At 60.5% G+C, this 15,482-nt stretch carries 16 protein-coding genes and 1 pseudogene; 8 read left to right on the top strand and 9 right to left on the bottom strand.

The window, feature by feature from the left end:
- Positions 1–445 precede the first annotated feature (445 nt).
- From AC4PTT_RS12755 to AC4PTT_RS12745, 3 genes are all read left to right on the top strand, one after another.
- Positions 446–1,240, top strand: coding sequence for a glycoside hydrolase family 108 protein (locus tag AC4PTT_RS12755; RefSeq protein ID WP_492161317.1), 795 nt, complete (start codon positions 446–448; stop codon positions 1,238–1,240).
- Positions 1,237–1,506, top strand: a complete 270-nt coding sequence (locus tag AC4PTT_RS12750) for a hypothetical protein (RefSeq protein ID WP_492161316.1) — start codon at positions 1,237–1,239, stop codon at positions 1,504–1,506. Before AC4PTT_RS12755 ends, AC4PTT_RS12750 begins: the two co-directional genes overlap by 4 nt.
- A 159-nt stretch (positions 1,507–1,665) precedes the next feature.
- Positions 1,666–2,007 (top strand): DUF1515 family protein, encoded by a 342-nt coding sequence (locus AC4PTT_RS12745; RefSeq protein ID WP_475079336.1) that lies wholly within the window; start codon positions 1,666–1,668, stop codon positions 2,005–2,007.
- Between the two features lie 23 nt (positions 2,008–2,030).
- Here the strand turns inward: AC4PTT_RS12745 and AC4PTT_RS12740 are convergent, their stop codons facing one another.
- Entirely contained in the window at positions 2,031–2,333 is a 303-nt protein-coding gene (locus tag AC4PTT_RS12740) for a hypothetical protein (RefSeq protein ID WP_492161315.1), read from the bottom strand.
- A 485-nt stretch (positions 2,334–2,818) separates the two neighbouring features.
- Positions 2,819–3,055, bottom strand: a complete 237-nt coding sequence (locus tag AC4PTT_RS12735; protein WP_492162613.1) for a potassium channel family protein — start codon at positions 3,053–3,055, stop codon at positions 2,819–2,821.
- Between AC4PTT_RS12735 and AC4PTT_RS12730 the strand changes: the two genes are divergently transcribed.
- Positions 2,957–3,193, top strand: coding sequence for a hypothetical protein (locus AC4PTT_RS12730; RefSeq protein ID WP_492161314.1), 237 nt, complete (start codon positions 2,957–2,959; stop codon positions 3,191–3,193). The genes AC4PTT_RS12735 and AC4PTT_RS12730 overlap by 99 nt on opposite strands.
- 9 nt (positions 3,194–3,202) lie before the next feature.
- Here AC4PTT_RS12730 and AC4PTT_RS12725 read toward each other — a convergent pair whose 3' ends face one another.
- The 5 genes and pseudogenes from AC4PTT_RS12725 to AC4PTT_RS12705 form a co-directional block, all read right to left on the bottom strand.
- Complete coding sequence (locus tag AC4PTT_RS12725) at positions 3,203–4,504, bottom strand: hypothetical protein (RefSeq protein WP_492161313.1); 1,302 nt, start codon at positions 4,502–4,504, stop codon at positions 3,203–3,205.
- 46 nt (positions 4,505–4,550) lie between these two features.
- Positions 4,551–4,844: pseudogene (locus AC4PTT_RS12720) on the bottom strand (integrase core domain-containing protein); the annotation flags it as partial.
- A gap of 412 nt (positions 4,845–5,256) precedes the next feature.
- Positions 5,257–5,973: an endonuclease/exonuclease/phosphatase family protein gene (locus tag AC4PTT_RS12715; protein ID WP_492161312.1), complete on the bottom strand. Its 717-nt coding sequence runs from the start codon at positions 5,971–5,973 to the stop codon at positions 5,257–5,259.
- Between the two features lie 29 nt (positions 5,974–6,002).
- On the bottom strand, positions 6,003–6,563 hold the full coding sequence (locus tag AC4PTT_RS12710; RefSeq protein ID WP_492161311.1) for a hypothetical protein: 561 nt from the start codon (positions 6,561–6,563) through the stop codon (positions 6,003–6,005).
- Positions 6,564–6,696: 133 nt separating this feature from the next.
- Entirely contained in the window at positions 6,697–7,068 is a 372-nt protein-coding gene (locus tag AC4PTT_RS12705) for a thermonuclease family protein (RefSeq protein WP_492161310.1), read from the bottom strand.
- Positions 7,069–7,607: 539 nt separating this feature from the next.
- On the opposite strand from AC4PTT_RS12705, the gene AC4PTT_RS12700 reads away from it, so the two are divergent.
- The 4 genes from AC4PTT_RS12700 to AC4PTT_RS12685 all read left to right on the top strand — a co-directional run bounded on the left by AC4PTT_RS12700 (position 7,608) and on the right by AC4PTT_RS12685 (position 12,666).
- A complete protein-coding gene (locus tag AC4PTT_RS12700) occupies positions 7,608–8,225 on the top strand; it encodes a L,D-transpeptidase (RefSeq protein ID WP_113154917.1) in 618 nt (205 codons plus the stop codon).
- A gap of 105 nt (positions 8,226–8,330) precedes the next feature.
- Entirely contained in the window at positions 8,331–9,056 is a 726-nt protein-coding gene (locus AC4PTT_RS12695; protein ID WP_113156254.1) for an ABC transporter ATP-binding protein, read from the top strand.
- The gene (locus AC4PTT_RS12690; protein ID WP_492161309.1) at positions 9,056–11,419 is read left to right on the top strand and encodes an ABC transporter permease; all 2,364 of its coding nucleotides are present in this window, start codon (positions 9,056–9,058) and stop codon (positions 11,417–11,419) included. The genes AC4PTT_RS12695 and AC4PTT_RS12690 overlap by 1 nt, the downstream gene beginning before the upstream one ends.
- Entirely contained in the window at positions 11,416–12,666 is a 1,251-nt protein-coding gene (locus AC4PTT_RS12685) for an efflux RND transporter periplasmic adaptor subunit (protein WP_492161308.1), read from the top strand. Before AC4PTT_RS12690 ends, AC4PTT_RS12685 begins: the two co-directional genes overlap by 4 nt.
- Here the strand turns inward: AC4PTT_RS12685 and AC4PTT_RS12680 are convergent.
- Positions 12,639–13,916 carry an O-antigen ligase family protein gene (locus tag AC4PTT_RS12680; protein ID WP_432516616.1) on the bottom strand — a complete coding sequence of 426 codons (1,278 nt, stop codon included), beginning with the start codon at positions 13,914–13,916 and terminating at the stop codon, positions 12,639–12,641. The two genes, AC4PTT_RS12685 and AC4PTT_RS12680, sit on opposite strands and share 28 nt — an antisense overlap.
- Complete coding sequence (locus AC4PTT_RS12675) at positions 13,913–15,445, bottom strand: undecaprenyl-phosphate glucose phosphotransferase (protein WP_492161307.1); 1,533 nt, start codon at positions 15,443–15,445, stop codon at positions 13,913–13,915. The genes AC4PTT_RS12680 and AC4PTT_RS12675 overlap by 4 nt, the downstream gene beginning before the upstream one ends.
- Positions 15,446–15,482 lie beyond the last annotated feature (37 nt).

The following is a 15,482-nucleotide window of genomic DNA, read 5'->3' as shown; positions in this document are numbered from 1 at the left end:
TTGTTGAGTTGGGGCTCCATTCGGCGGGGCAGAGTGGGCTGTAACGTACTGAATGCTGGTGACCTGTGTACGGAGTGAAGCACAAGGCCAAGCCAGCGAACGCAACGTAGGCACTGCGCTTGCTCGATTGAATGGTGCTTTAGCACACTCGCTAATTATGGATCACGAAGGCGCTGGCAGGTGGATAGGGAAAAAGCCCCCGCCTATCTCTCAGAAGAGCCCCAGATTCTTCGCCCCGCCAGCACGGATAGAGTATTCCAATCACCCAAATCTGGAAATCCCCCTGCAGGCTGACGTTGGGAAGCGCTTGCCTGCAGGGAGCGGCGGTGCCCCTTGGAGCCCAAGAGGGGTAGCAGTCAACGCATCCTGAGAGAAGCGCATCGAAGGCAGCGCGCCGTAATGACGCGGCTCTCTCATCTGAACTCATCACCAGAAAGGAAACGACATGGACCGCAACTTCGCGCGGGCGCTTCCGCTTGTCCTGAAACACGAGGGTGGCTGGGCTGATCACCCAGGCGATCCGGGTGGGGCGACCATGAAGGGCGTCACGCTGGCCACCTTTCGTCGCTACGTGAAGGCCGACGGCACCAAGGCTGATCTAAAGGCGATTACCGACCAGCAGGTCGCGACCGTCTACTATCGTCACTACTGGGCGGCCGTGAACGCCCAGGCGCTGCCTTCGGGCGTCGATTATGCCGTGTTCGATTTCGCGGTGAACTCCGGCCCGAGCCGAGCGGCGAAGTATCTGCAATCGGTCGTCGGCGCGAAAGTGGATGGCAGGGTCGGCCCGGACACCATCGCCGCAGTTTCGCGCATGGAGCCGGCGGAGATCATCAATCGCCTTTGCGATGTCCGCATGGCCTTCCTGCGCAAGTTGAAGCACTGGCCGACCTTCGGCAAAGGCTGGTCGCGTCGCGTCTCCGATGTGCGCAAGGACGCGATGAACATGGTGGGGCGGTCGGCTGACATCGAGCGGGTGCCCGTGCCGGTCCCGCGTCCGACCGTTCCCGCCGAGGTGGAGCAGAAGGTGAGAGAGAAATCTGGCTTCTGGCAGTGGCTGACCGGGTTGCTCGGTTCAGGCGCGCTCGGTCTCGGCTGGCTGACCGGCATGGATTGGAAGGCCATTGCGGCCGGTGGTGGCGTGCTGGTGGTGGTCATCCTTGTTCTGGTGATCTTGCGCTCGCAGATCGTGGCGGCCGTGCGCGAAATCAAAGGGGCGGTCGAGGGGCAGGGCGCGTGATCGGGCCCGGCTTCGTCTCCCGCATGCTGCTCTCGCCGCTGGGGAAGGCTCTGGCTGCGGTTCTGGCCGTCTCCGTCATCGCTGGTGGGATTTACCTTTACGGGCACCAGCGGGGCGCTGCGTCGGTTTTGCAGCGCCTTCAATCCGACCGCATCACAATCCTGAAAGATGGAAGGAAGATCGATGAGGAAGCGCTTGGCGCTGACGACACTGGCCTGTGTGCCCTTCTTGGCGGCTGCGAGCTGCCAGACGGCGGCGATCACTGAGCCCTGCGACGTGCTGGTGCCGATCAACCCGGCGCCGGCCACCAACTCTTACCTGGTGGCGAATGACCGCGTGACCGCCGTCGCCATCGCGCAGCATCGTGGCCGGTATCAGAAATACCGCTGCGGGAAGTGACCACATGCAGTTGATGGGCAACGCAAATGTCAGAAGCGAGTGTTGAGCGGACCCTTGGTCAAATCCTTGGAGAGCTGAAGGGTATCGATGACCGCTTGATGCGCGCGGATGACAGCCGCGCCGTGGTGCATCGCCGATTGGATGAAATGAGCGAACGGCTTTCGCATGTCGAGGGCGAGGTCGAAGCGACGAAGAGGACGGTCGATCAGATCCAGCCAGTGGCAGACGACATGGTGAAGCTTCGCACTCAGGCTGTCGGGGCGGGCACTGTGGGGCGTTGGCTCATCCGCATCGGGATCGGGGTGGTAACGCTCGCGAGTTGGATCGTTGCCGGCTACACTTGGCTGACAGGGCGTCCGCCCCCTTAGTGCAGCGGTCTCGTCGCTCGGTCTTACTGCGACCGATCTTCTTGAAGCATTGCTGCTTCCAAGTCTTCAACGCGTACCAGATTTAGGCTGAGCGCCCATCTGATCAGTGCCTCATTGACAGCCTCGTCCCGCGAAACGCCTTCTTGTTCTGCGTAGCTGTCCATGAATGCCGCAACGCTGTCTATAAGGATTGCGATTTCCTGCTGGGAACTCGAGTTGTTAAGCAAAAGCGCTGCGCGGTATAAGAGTGCGCGCGCCTCGGATTGCGAGAGATCCTCGAGGTTTTCACAGGCGTCAAAAAGTTTTGTGGCAAAGTTCTTTTTCATAATCTTACAAAATTTTGAATTTCCGAACGCCTAAATTGCAAATTAGTTGCGGTATCTGATTCTGAATTTGTGGAAATTTGCTTGTTTTTCTTAGCTGACCAACTGTCACTGTCACACTCAATGGTGTGATGACGTAGGTGCATTGGAGGCTCTGGCATCGGTGCCGTCGACCAGCATTCCGGCGAACGAGCGCTGTTGCTTCACGCAGCCAAACAAGCTGTGCCCGCAAACATTACTATCCATGTATGGCGAGGCTGATAAATGCATATGGTGTTGAAATCTCAACACGGTGCTGATTGGAATTTTTGAAGCGATGTTTCATCTGGAGGGCGGTGGGCCAGAGCTCAATCCTAGCCTTATTTGCCTTCCATCGCCCGAATTGCCGCCTTGATCTGCTCTTCGATCCCCTCGGCTACATATGCCAATTCCCTAGCGTTCGGCTTTCAGGCGAAGAGTGCTTCGAAGTCATGCGGGCGTGTTTACAATCAGACAGCGCCATCTGTCTCGATCTTCAGCAGCTCTCCGCAATGCTTGCAGTGGATCGCATCTGGTTCGTGTCGGTTGAGGCCACATTCCGGACATGTGTACTTGATCCTTGATGGCTGGAAAATTGCGCGCGCCAATTGCACGAAGAGCGCCACGCCCACGACCATGATGAAGACGGACAACAGCTTTCCGCCTGGGGTCGTCATGGTGATATCGCCAAAGCCCGTCGTCGTCAGCGTCGCAACAGTGAAATAGAGCGCATCGACATAGCCCGTAATGCCGGCCTGATCGTCGAAGGCCAGAACGAAGACGAGCGATGGTTCTGCTCGGAGGCAGAAGCACGTGCGGCGGGGTGGCGGGCGGCAAGGCGATAGGTTCCTGGATCAACTCCCGAACATTTCGTCGGAGATATCAATGAATTGCTCAAGGGTCGCCGCGTCGTCGAGCGGTAGCAGTTCGGGAGCTTTTATCTGCATCAGGGCAGAGAATTCGGCGCTGCTTTCCTCATAAAGGGTTCCGAGTTGGCTGGCAGACTCAAGGGTCTTCAGCGTCTGCAACGCCACCTCCGCATCCTCATCGGCCTTATCGAACGCCTTGAGCGTGACTTCGTGGCGATCAGAGAGAATCCTGCGATAACGGGTCACGACATCGGCGATCTTCTTGCGGACAGCCAAGTTGGCCCGGGCAACCACTACGTTGGCATCAGTCGTCGCCTTGCCTATGGTGTCTTTAATGCCTTTCATCCCTGCGGTATTGTCGGCCTCGATCCTGTCCAGTTTCGGAAACCAGTCCTGCTCGTAGCTGGCGATGTGCCGCTCGTGCATCCTGAGGATGATCAGGCGGTTCAGGGCTGCGATGCCATAATACTTTTTTGCCACCTCCGGCTCGATGCCGAGCGCGAGAATCTCCTTAAGGCGGACCTCGACGTCGAGGAGTATGCTACTGGCTAGGACCGCCTCCACGATCGACGCTCCGTTCACCTGATAGAGGGCGGCTTTCGCCTGGTCCGGCTCGATGGTGATTCCGTATTCTCGGGACAGCTTTCTGCTGAAGTCCTCGATCAAGTCGGATTTTGCATTCTCGACGGCTGCGCTCTCCGTCTCAATAGTGGCTATCTGGTTCTCCAGATCCTCTCTGGAACCCGAGGGCACCGATCTGCGGAGCGCACGGTCGACCAGCGATCCACCCTCCGCAGCGTTCGGTGCGGTCAGCATCCTCACCTTCAGTTCGGATATCTCACGCTTACCGTGAGCGATCGCTGCGTCAAAATTCTTCAATGCCTCCCTGGTGGGGCCGTACACGTCTGGTATGAGCGCTTGAAAAGCGTGATCCAGGGTCTCGTCAAGATCAGCCTGATACTTGTCCCTGCTCCAATAGGTGAACATCCCCGGTCCGGGTGCCTGGTCGCGCTTGGTGATTGTCTTCCTGATCTCGGGGAGGGAAGCGCCAAGCTGCTCGATGATAGGTCCAACGTTAACCGTGCTGCCTTCGGCGTTGGCTATAGTCATGGAACCCAGCATGAGGAACGTGATGATTACTTTGCGCATGCCTGTTGCTCCCCCCCCGTAGATGTTGAGGCATCGCCTCACCGAGGCTCGGTCGACATGATAAATTATCTTCTTTAGCCTGTCTTCCAGTTCTTGATTAGCCCGGCTACCCAGCAGGAGCCAGAAGGCGGCCGCCATTATCACCGCACCTGGCGTGCCCCCATCGGGTGGTCCAGTTTGATTGTTAGTGCATCGTTGGCCTCTGGTCCATCGGAACGATGCTTTCCGGCGCGGGCGGGCGGTAGCCCAATGCGCTGTGCGGCCTGACGGTGTTGTAGTGGATACGCCATTGCTCGATCAGGATTTGGGCCTCGCGCAAGGTGTAGAACATTTCGCCATTGAGCAATTCGTCGCGGAAGCCGGCGTTGAAGCTTTCGCAATATCCATTCTCCCAAGGTGATCCGGGTTCGATGTAAGCCGTCTTGGCACCGATGGCTGCGATCCAGTCCCGCACCTTTTGAGCGATAAATTCCGGCCCCTAGCACCTCGGGAAGAAGCGCTTGTTTGAGGTTATGGCTGCGCCGTCCGCACCAGGTGGCGCTGTCGGGGGCGGAAGCGGTTCTGGGATCGCGCACCGGAGGCTACTGCGGCCGGCTCGCGCGCTCGATCTCGTTCAGAGTGTCCATGATCATCCTGACGTGATGTGCGCGGTCATCGCCAAGAGCCTCGACCATATCGAGCGTCACTATCATGAGGCCTGCGCGGTCACCCAATGTGGCCGCAAGGTTGGGGTCTGGGATAGCGCTGGTGGCGCGCAGCAAGAGACGCCGGCATCGGACCTCATCCGCATGTGAGTGGCCAGAAACGATTTCTCGAAGCTCAGCGATCGCGTTTTCTACTCTGACCATTCAAGTTCGCCCGCAGTGCAATGTGAAGAGAAGTCGCAATGCCTAAGAGGCCTCTACTTCGGCGATTACGCCGTCATGATCACTCACGGTCACATCGTCAATGTCCCTGGAAATGCCCCACGTTGCCCTTGGCGAAAGCATCGGCGAGCCCGCAATATGGCAAACAGGCTGCTTCTCCAGTCCTTCAATCGAGATGCCGGCCGTCCACACGTTGAGCCCTTGCATTGCATCTTCGAGAGCATCGGCGGCCATCGCAGGCACCAATTTGCGCGGCATACGTTGGTTGAAATCGCCGATGACAACGGTCGGAATGTCGTGCTGTTTCTTGAGCAGGGCGGTAAGCCCCTCAAGATACAGCATGTGCTCATCCCACCTCGCACTGTCCTTTCGGCCAGTCGTTACGTGAGCCATGCTCCACGGGATGCAGACACCAATCACCTGTAGCTGGCCAGCCGGGGTGTCTGTCACACCCGCAACGAAACGACCGGGCGGCAGTCTTATGTCACCGATATGATCGATCGCGGTCCACGGCAAGCGGCTCCAGAGCGCCACCTTGTATCGACCTCTGGTGACTGGATACCCATGGTCTGCGGCACTGGTGATCATGAACCATTCGTCAGGAAGAAAGTCATCATAGGCCTCTGGGCAGCAGATTATGTCTGCATCCGCTTCCAGTATCCGCTGTCTTTGCAGAGTGCCTTTTTGTGACGCCTTGCGGTTCCAGGCAGTGTTCCAGCATAACAGACGCGTAGCCATCATTGGCTAACTTACCTCCCATTCGAAATCGATCAGTTGAACAAAACGCTGGAGAGATACTCCTCAAATATTTGGGTAGCTTCGTTGAACGATGATCCTGGCAACTGTTTATAGGCTTCGCAATTTCGGTCCGGGCTGCCAGCAGGGTGCTTAGTGATCCTGAGTTCAAGCGGATCATCGTGGTTCGTCTTGTGAAATGCGATCGAGCAAATCATGTCGTCTTGCGGGCTTCGGTACGAAATGTAATCGTGGATAACTGCCTCTCCCGAAATAACATTGCCGCCCAGCTTTACTTTATTTTTGTGCATGTTCGCAGAAAAATCAAACCTGCTTGTGAGGTCGGAAAAATAATCCTGCATCAATTCAAGGGTTTTCCGGTTAGCTGGCCCTAGATGACGAGTCGCGTGTCTCGGGTGATCAATTCGCATTCGTTCTTCGATTGCTCTAACCAGTTCTTCGCGCTGAGCTTCCGTAATGCCGGGGTATTTTGTGGCATTTGTGAAGAGGTTTGTAAGCCCTGGGGCGTCGTATTTACCACTTCTGATTTTCTCTAGGATCTTGGCGACGTGATCATCAATCTTGGTGGTTGTCATGAAACTCTCTTAGATGGTTGTGCACTGGGGGTGGGCAAATTTTATGCTTCACGAGATTCTATAAGGCCAATCTACTTTTGGCGACTTGTGAATACTCTACTGCTGACCTGTTGTGTCAGGAGTTGATGGTGGGCTACTCGCACCATGCGGACCTGTACCCCGGTTGCCAGCGAACAGCGTAGCCATCCGCCATGAGGATTTCCCCGGCAGTCTTCCCGTTAGGCATCCGCACCCACACGAGCGGACGCTTCCAGCGGTCACGCTCGCCGCTGTCCTCGATCTTCACGTCCTCCCGCAGAAGCTCGGCCAACCGCAGTTTGGCTTGTTTGCCCAGCAGCTTCTCCTTCGGGCATTTCGCGTTGCGGATCTCCGGAGTGTCAATCCCGGACTTGAACGGCGCGCCCGGTCCCATGATGCGCATGTTCTGCCCGTTGCACTTGATGGTGTCTCCATCGACCGCGGACAGGGACAGGCAGGAAATGAGGGTGGCGGCGAAAGCGATCATTCAAAGCTCCAGAACTGGTCCGCATGTGAGCAAGTTGGTGCGCTTACATCAATGGGGCGAGAGCGTAATTTGGCTCAGCCCTCAACGTCGCCTGTATGCCTGCAAAGCACTTCTGGATGGCGCGTTTCAGTTTACACTTGACGGCGGCACCCCTTGGTTTCGACGGGTGTCAGGTGGCGGCTGATGTAAACTGATCCCCGGCAAGGTATTGAAGTCACGAGGGAAATCGCTTCGCCGCCAAGTCTGGGGGTCAAGGGGTCGTGGGTTCGAATCCCGCCGCTCCGACCATTTTTTCCTTCGCATTTTTGGCTTCGCTACCAGCCAGTCTGCCAGGACGCATCGCGCGTTTCGTCTCTTTCCAAAAAAATGACCAGAGCCATTCCCGAGGCGAATCCCCCATCGGGCTCACGCGTACACGCTTTCGCGACCAATTCCGCATGCAAGGCGTTTCTCACAAGGGCCGAATGACCGTGGCAGTAATTCATTAACCATAACTGTTTACTAGTTGCTCGTTGCCGTCATTCAGTTTCGAGGTGTCGATGTCGATCTCCCGCCGCAGTTTTCTTATGGGGCTTCCGCTTTTTGTCGCGGGCTGCTCCACCACAACGATCCGATCCGACGCCTTGAACTACGCGTCCATTCGCGATGAGCAGTTTCCCGTTGCTGCACTTCCCTTGTCCAAATTCGATCCCGAGCTGCGCCGCAGGGAAGTGGCTTTCGATGGTGATTACCCGGCTGGCACAATCGTTGTGAACACACCGGAGCGCCGCCTCTATTACGTCCTCGGCAATGGCCGCGCGATGCGCTACGGCGTTGGCGTGGGCAAGCAGGGGCTTGCCCTTCGTGGCAACGCCACCGTTGGCCGCAAGGCGGAGTGGCCGAGCTGGACGCCGACCGCCAACATGATGCGCAACACGCCGCGCTACCGGAAATATGCCGGCGGCGTTCCAGGCGGACCGAACAATCCCCTGGGCGCGCGCGCGATCTATCTCTATCGTGGCGGCCGCGACACGATGTTCCGCATCCATGGCACCAACCAGCCGTCCACCATTGGCGGCGCGGTCTCCAGCGGCTGCATCCGCATGACCAATCATGACGTGATCGATCTTTACGAGCGCGTGACGCCCGGCGCAAAAGTCGTGGTCATTCAGGCCTAGAGGATTTTTGGGCGCGTTCGCTTCAGCGCGCCCGTCCTGCCTCAACTCAGGCAGTTGACGATCGGTCCCAACCGACGCACCCTCCCGTAAGGTCGGGTGGGCATGATGAGCGAAACGCAGTCATCTCGGGTGGAAGTACTCAAAGCCGTCGGTATCACCAAGGTGTATCGCAGCGGCACGGTGGCTGTTGACGCGCTCAAGGGCGTTGATCTTGCCCTTTACGAGCGGGAAATCGTTGCTCTTCTGGGCGCTTCGGGATCCGGCAAGTCGACCCTTCTCAATATTCTTGGCGGTCTGGACCTGCCCACTGACGGGCGGTTGTTCTATCGCGGCCGCGAATTGTCGGCCCTGTCCGATGCCGGGCTGACGGAATTTCGCCGCCGGCATGTCGGTTTCGTCTTCCAGTTCTACAATCTGGTGCCGAGCCTCACGGCCCGCGAGAATGTCGCGCTCGTCACCGAGATTGCGGAAGACGCGATGACGCCCGAGGAAGCGCTCGACCGGGTAGGGCTTGCCTCGCGGATGGATCATTTTCCAGCCGAGCTTTCCGGTGGCGAGCAGCAGCGCGTCGCAATCGCCAGGGCCATCGCCAAGCGTCCGGACATTCTTCTGTGCGACGAACCGACCGGCGCGCTCGACAGCAAGACCGGCGTCACGGTTCTCGAGGCGATTGTCGAGGTCAACCGCACGCTCGGCACGACAACGGCCCTGATCACCCACAATGTCGCCATTCGCCGGATCGCCGACCGCGTGATCTACATGGCGGATGGAGAGATCGCCCGGGCGGAGGAAAACGCCGACCGCCTCGCGCCGGCCGAGGTGAGCTGGTGATGCGCGCGCTCGACCTGAAACTCGTTCGCGATCTGCGGCACATCTGGATCCAGTCGCTCGCCATCGCGCTCGTGCTTGCCTGCGGCGTCATGGTGCTGATCCTGTCGAGCGGAACGCAGCGTTCGCTGTCGGAAACGCGCGAAGCCTACTACGAACGCAACCGCTTCGCCGATGTGTTTGCCAGCCTTACCCGCGCCCCGCGCAGCCTGCTTGACGATATTGCCCGGATCGATGGCGTGGCCCGCGTGGAGGGGCGCGTGGTGTTTACCGCCATGGTCAATCTGGAGGGCATGACGGAGCCGGCCTCCGCGCGTGTCATTTCCCTGCCACAGACGGGCCGCGCCATCCTCAATGTTCCCGAAGTGCGGCAGGGCCGGTTGCCCGAACCGGGACACGCCAGCGAAGTGGCCATTTCCGAGCCTTTCGCACAGGCCAACGGGCTGGAGCCGGGCGATCGCTTTCGCGCCGTGCTCAACGGGCGTCTCAAGGAGCTTGTCGTAACCGGCCTCGTCCTGTCACCGGAATATATCTACACGATCGGGGCAGGGGCGATGATGCCCGACGACCGGCACTTCGGTCTTATCTGGATGGGGGAAAGCGCGGCTGCCGCCGCCACCGATCTGGAAGGCGCATTCAACGATCTGTCGCTTACCCTGTCGCGCGGGGCCGATGAAAGACCGGTCATCGCCGCCATTGACCGCATTCTCGCTCCCTATGGCGGCACCGGCGCGTTCGGACGCGACCGACAGGCGTCCAATGTCTTCATCGACGGAGAACTGAAACAGCTCGGGGCCATGGCCACGGTGCTGCCGCCGATCTTCCTGATTGTCTCGGCCTTTCTGGTCAACATGGTGCTTGGCCGCCTTGTCGCGCTCGACCGGGCCCAGATTGGCCTCTTCAAGGCGGTCGGATACTCGACCCGCGCCATCGCGGTGCATTATCTGAAAATGACCATCGGCATCGGCATTGCCGGCGTCGCCATCGGCTGGCTGTCCGGCTGGTGGCTGGGACATGAGCTGACGAAGATCTATGCCGACTTCTTCCGGTTTCCCTGGCTCATCTATCGGCCCGGTGCAGGCTCGCTCGTGATCTCCGGCGTTCTGGGCATTGGCTGTGTCGTTCTGGGCGCGCTCAGGGCGGTCCTGTCCACCGTGCGTCTTGCGCCCACCGTGGCGATGCAGCCGCCCGCGCCACCGGTGTTCCAGCGCGGCTGGCTCGATGGCGTCAGCCTCGCGCTTCGGCTTCGCCAGACCACGATGATGATCCTGCGCTCCATCGTGCGCTGGCCGGGCAGGGCGGCGGTCACGCTGTTCGGCGTCAGTGGTTCCGTTGCCGTTCTGGTCGCCTCCTTTTTCACCTTCGACGCCATCGACATCATCATGTTGGAGATCTTCGAACATGCGAACCGGCAGGACGCCACGCTGACCCTGACAAGCGCGGTGAACGCCCGCGCCGAGCAGGATGCGCTGGCGCTGCCGGGCGTGCTCTCCGCCGAAGGCATTTTCGCCGTGCCTGTCCGTCTCATCAACGGAACCCGCTCCCGGCTGGTCAGTCTTCAGGGGCGGCCGCCTGAGGCGCGGCTGGCCGTGCTTCTGGACGAAAAAGGCGAAACCGTCGCCATGCCGAGCTCCGGCATCGTGCTGGCGGAGGGACTGGCCGACTGGCTCGATGTGGGCGCGGGCGATCCGCTCAGGGTCGAAGTGCTGAGCCCGCCGCGCGAGACGTGGGACATCCCGGTGTCGGCAGTGATCCGCCAAAGCCTCGGGCAGGACGCCTTTATCGACCGCGACGCCTTCTTCCGGCTCGCCAGACAGGCCCCGCAGGTCAATATGATCCATCTGGCCATCGACCGGAATGCCCTGACCGAGCTGGAGGCCAGGGTGCAGGAAACGCCGGCCATTGCCGGGTTCACCCTGTGGGCGAATGTGCAGAAGGAATTCGAAACCACGCTCAATGAGAGCCTCGTCACGATGACAATCATCTTCGCGGCCCTGGGCATGCTGATCACCATCGGCGTCGTCTATAATGCGGCGCGTATCCAGCTTGCCGAACGGGCGCATGAGCTTGCCTCGCTCAGGGTTCTGGGTTTCAGGCGCGGCGAGGTCGGCTATGTTCTGGTGGCGGAACAGATGCTCCTGACGCTCATCGCCATCCCCGCTGGCTGGCTGGGTGGCTACGCATTGTGCGCCCTGATGGCGCAAGGCTTCTCTACCGAGGTGGTGAGCATCCCGCTTGTCGTCACGCAGCGCACCTTTGCGGCTGCCGCCCTGATTGTCATTTTCACGGCCCTGACCTCCGCGCTTCTGGTGCGGCGGCGGCTTGATCGTATCGATATCGTTAGCGCGTTGAAGCAGAAAGAATGACCCACACAAGGCATCTCCGCATGGCGACCGCCGCCCTTGTCGGCATCGCCCTCATCGCCGCCCTGGTCTGGGCGCTACTGCCGGCGCCCGTTCTGGTGGACCTCGTCGCCGCCCGTCGCGCGCCGATGCAGGTCATCGTTTCGGCCGAGGGCATCGCCCGAATACGCGAAACATGGACGGTGACCGCGCCGGTGACCGGCAATGTCATGCGCTCACCGGTTCAGGTCGGTGACGAGGTTGTCGGCCGTGAGACCGTCGTCGCGCTGATCGAGCCCGCCGAACCGGCGTTTCTCGATGCGCGTGCGCGCCGCCTGGCGGAGGCCGCCGTCGCCGAGGCGCAGGCGGCCATCCATGTGGCCGAGGCCAATCTCGTACGTGCGGAAACCGAACTGTCCCATCTGGAGGCAGAGGTGGAGCGTTACAGGAAGCTCTCCGAGCGTGGAACGCTGCCCGCAACCACGCTTCTCGACGCGCAGCAGGCCGTGGCCTCTGCAAAGGCCCTTCGGGATGCGGCGCAGGCCGATCTGGAACTGAAGCGCGCGACGCAGCAGCGCATGGAGGCGCAGCTCTCAGGGCCGGAGGTTCCGATTGTCGATGCTCCGCCAGCCCAGTGCTGCACCGAGCTCAAAGCGCCGCGCTCGGGCGTCGTGCTCAATGTGACGGATCTGAACGCGCGTCTGGTGCAGGCGGGCAGCCCCCTGGTGACGGTGGGAGATCCGGCAGATCTGGAAATCAGGGTCGACCTCCTCTCCAGCGATGCCGTTGGCGTCGTGCGCGGCACAAGCGCCTTCATCGACCGCTGGGGTGGCGAGGGCGTTCTTGAAGCGGAAGTGCGGCAGGTCGAGCCCTCCGCCTTCACCCGTGTTTCCGCGCTCGGCATCGAGGAACAGCGTGTGCCGCTGGTGCTTGATGTGCTGACGCCGCTTGAGGAGCGCAAAGGGCTGGGCGACCAGTATCGCGTCTTCGTCAACCTCGTCACATGGGAGGAAGAGGACGTGCTGCAGGTGCCGCAGAGCGCACTCTTCCGCAGTGCCGGCGAATGGGCGCTGTTCGTCGAAGAGAAGGGCCGTGCAGCGCTCCGGCAGGTGGATGTTGGCAGGATGACAGGCGAATGGGCGCAGATCCTTTCAGGCCTCAGCGCCGGCGAGCGCGTCGTCGCCTATCCCGGATCAGCCATCGAGACCGGAACGCGCCTTGAGCCGCGCAATCTGGATGAGGGTCAGGGGCAGGACATGGAAGGGGCGTAGCGGGCAAAGCCGAAGCGCTGCGCCATGTGCCGCTGCTCCAGCGCGATCATGCCCCACAGGAGCCCGAGAAGCAGATAGAAGTGCCGCCAATGATCCGTGTCGATCACCGTGCCGAGCGCCACATGGCCGACGAACACGATATAGACGCAGATCAGGTAGGGCTGCCATGGGCGGCGGCGGAAGAGAATGCGAAAGCCCGCCGCCAGCGTCCACAGGATGAGCGTCAGATAGGCTGCGAAGCCGAGCCACGAATAATCGAGCAGCGCTTTCAGCCAGATATTGTGCGTGTCTTCGCCGAGAATCTGCCCGAACTGCAACGGCCCGATGCCGAGCGGGTGCTCGGTCGCCCAGCCAAAGCCGATGCCGAAACGCGCAAACCGGCCAAGACGCGCGCCGTCATAATCCTGCACAAGCTGCGCGCGCTGGAAGAAAAGCTCCGAAACGGCCGGTATCTGGAGTGCGAGCAACAGCACCAGCGCGATGCCCACAAGCGCCAGAAACGCGGTGACCGCGATGCGCAGCCGCGCGGCGGCCGTGTCGGCATTGAGGAACACCGTCAGCACCAGAAGCCCGCAGGTCATGATGAGCAGGCCCCACGCGCCGCGCGAGAAGGAGAAGAAGATGCCGCCGGCGACGATCAGAAACAGCGGAACGCACAGAAACGCCGTAACCGGGCGTGCGGTCAGCACCAGATAGAGCAGATAGACCGCTGGCAGGGTCAGAAACGGGCCAAACACGTTCGGGTCTTCGAAGACACCGGCGGCGCGTTCGAATTTGGTGAACATCTCCGCGCCCGGAAAGGCGTGGAAATAGCCCAGAATGCCGAACAGGGCCGTGGCGGAGGCCGCCGCCACCCAGGCGCGGAACACGACGGCGAGCAGGTCCGGATCGTCCTCCACGACGGCTGCGAAGAACACCGATGTCAGCGCGAGGAAGAGCGAGACCGCGATATAGAGCGGGATCGTTCCAAGGCTCGCCAGCTGCGACATGGAGATGAGGCCGCCAATGTTGAAGGCGATCAGAAGCGCCAGAAGCGGTGCGATGCGGCGTGAAATCTTCAGGCCCGCCAGCGCCCAGATGGCGATGAGCCCCACCATGTAGAGCTCATAAGGCGCAGGCTCGCGGATGACGAAGCCGGACAGAAAAACGCCAAAGCCGATGGCCGCCAGTTTCAGAAGCGAAACCAGTTTTGCGTCGACCGCCGCACGGGGCAGAACCGGCGGCGCGCTATCATAGGCGAGCAGGCTCAATATGCGTTTTCCGTGTCGAGAAGCCGGATCGGCGTCAAAAGCAGGATCTTGAGGTCGAACCAGAGCGACCAGTTTTCGATGTAATAGAGGTCGTATTCGGTGCGCTTGCGGATCTTTTCATCCGTGTCGATTTCGCCGCGCCAGCCATTGATCTGCGCCCAGCCGGTCACGCCCGGTTTCACCTTGTGACGGGCAAAGTAGCCGTCCACCACCTCTTCATAGAGGCGGTTGTGGGCCTGTGCAGCCACGGCATGCGGGCGCGGTCCGACCAGCGAAAGCGAACCAAAAAGCGCGTTGAAGAACTGCGGCAACTCGTCGATGGAGGCCTTGCGGATGAAGCGACCGACGCGCGTGACGCGCGGGTCGTTTTTCGTCACGGCGGCCTTCGCCGTCGGGTCGCACTGCTCCACATACATCGAGCGGAATTTCAGAACCTCGATGGCTTCATTGTTGAAGCCGTGCCGTTTCTGTCTGAACAGAACCGGGCCCTTGCTGTCGAGCTTGATGGCGATGGCGGTGGCCAGCATGATCGGTGAGAAAAGCACAATGCCGATCAGGCTGAAGACGATATCAAAACCGCGTTTGGCGACCGAGTCCCAGTCATTGATCGGGCGGTCGAAGATATCGAGCATCGGCACCGAGCCGATATAGGAATAGGCGCGCGGACGAAAACGCAGATGGTTGGCATGGGCCGAGAGGCGAATGTCGACCGGCAGGACCCAGAGCTTCGACAGAAGCGAGAGAACGCGCTTCTCCGCCGAGATCGGCAGGGCGACGATCAGCATGTCGATGCGCGCGATGCGGGTGAACTCCACCAGTTCCGTGATGGTGCCGAGTTTTGGATAACCGGCGACGACGGGCGGCGAGCGCAGGTCGTCGCGGTCGTCGAACAGGCCACAGATGCGGATGTCGTTATAGGGCTGCTGCTCGATGGAGCGGATCAGGTCTTCGGCATTGGCGCCGCCGCCGACGATCACCGCACGGCGCTCGATGGTGCCGTTGCGCGCCCAGCGGCGCAGGAGCTGCGAGGCGGTGATGCGCAGCATGAGCAGCGCACCGAAGCCGCACACGAACCATGCGCCGAGCCAGAAGCGCGAGAAACTGGCAGAAATTTTCAGGAAGAAGCCGGTCAACGCCAGTGCGGCGAATGTGGCCATCCAGGCAACGAAGATGCGCCCCATGGAGCCCGACGGATTGCGCAGCGCGCGCATGTCGTAGCAGCCGGTGAACTGGTAGATGACGATGGCCAGAACCGAGCCGCCGCCGACAACGGTCATGTAGTGCCAGAAAAGCGGTGCGGAGAAACCGACATAGGCGAAGTAGAGCGCGATGCCGGTGAGGAGGAGCATGGACAGCTCAACCAGCCGCATGACACCGAGCACCATGACAGGAGACATGGTTTCGCGCTTGTATTGCTGCGCGACCTGCCAGGCGATCGGATTGAGCTTGGTCTGCTCGCTACCGGCCTTCAGGATTCCCGTCTGTCTCGCCTTCGATGCATAGATCCGCTTCGGGTCTACCTGGTTCATGAACGGAATACGCCCCCTGCTTTTTATGCGCGCAGCA

The organism is Nitratireductor sp. WH36-1, from assembly GCF_058725515.1.
This window is presented reverse-complemented; position numbering and strand designations above follow the sequence as displayed.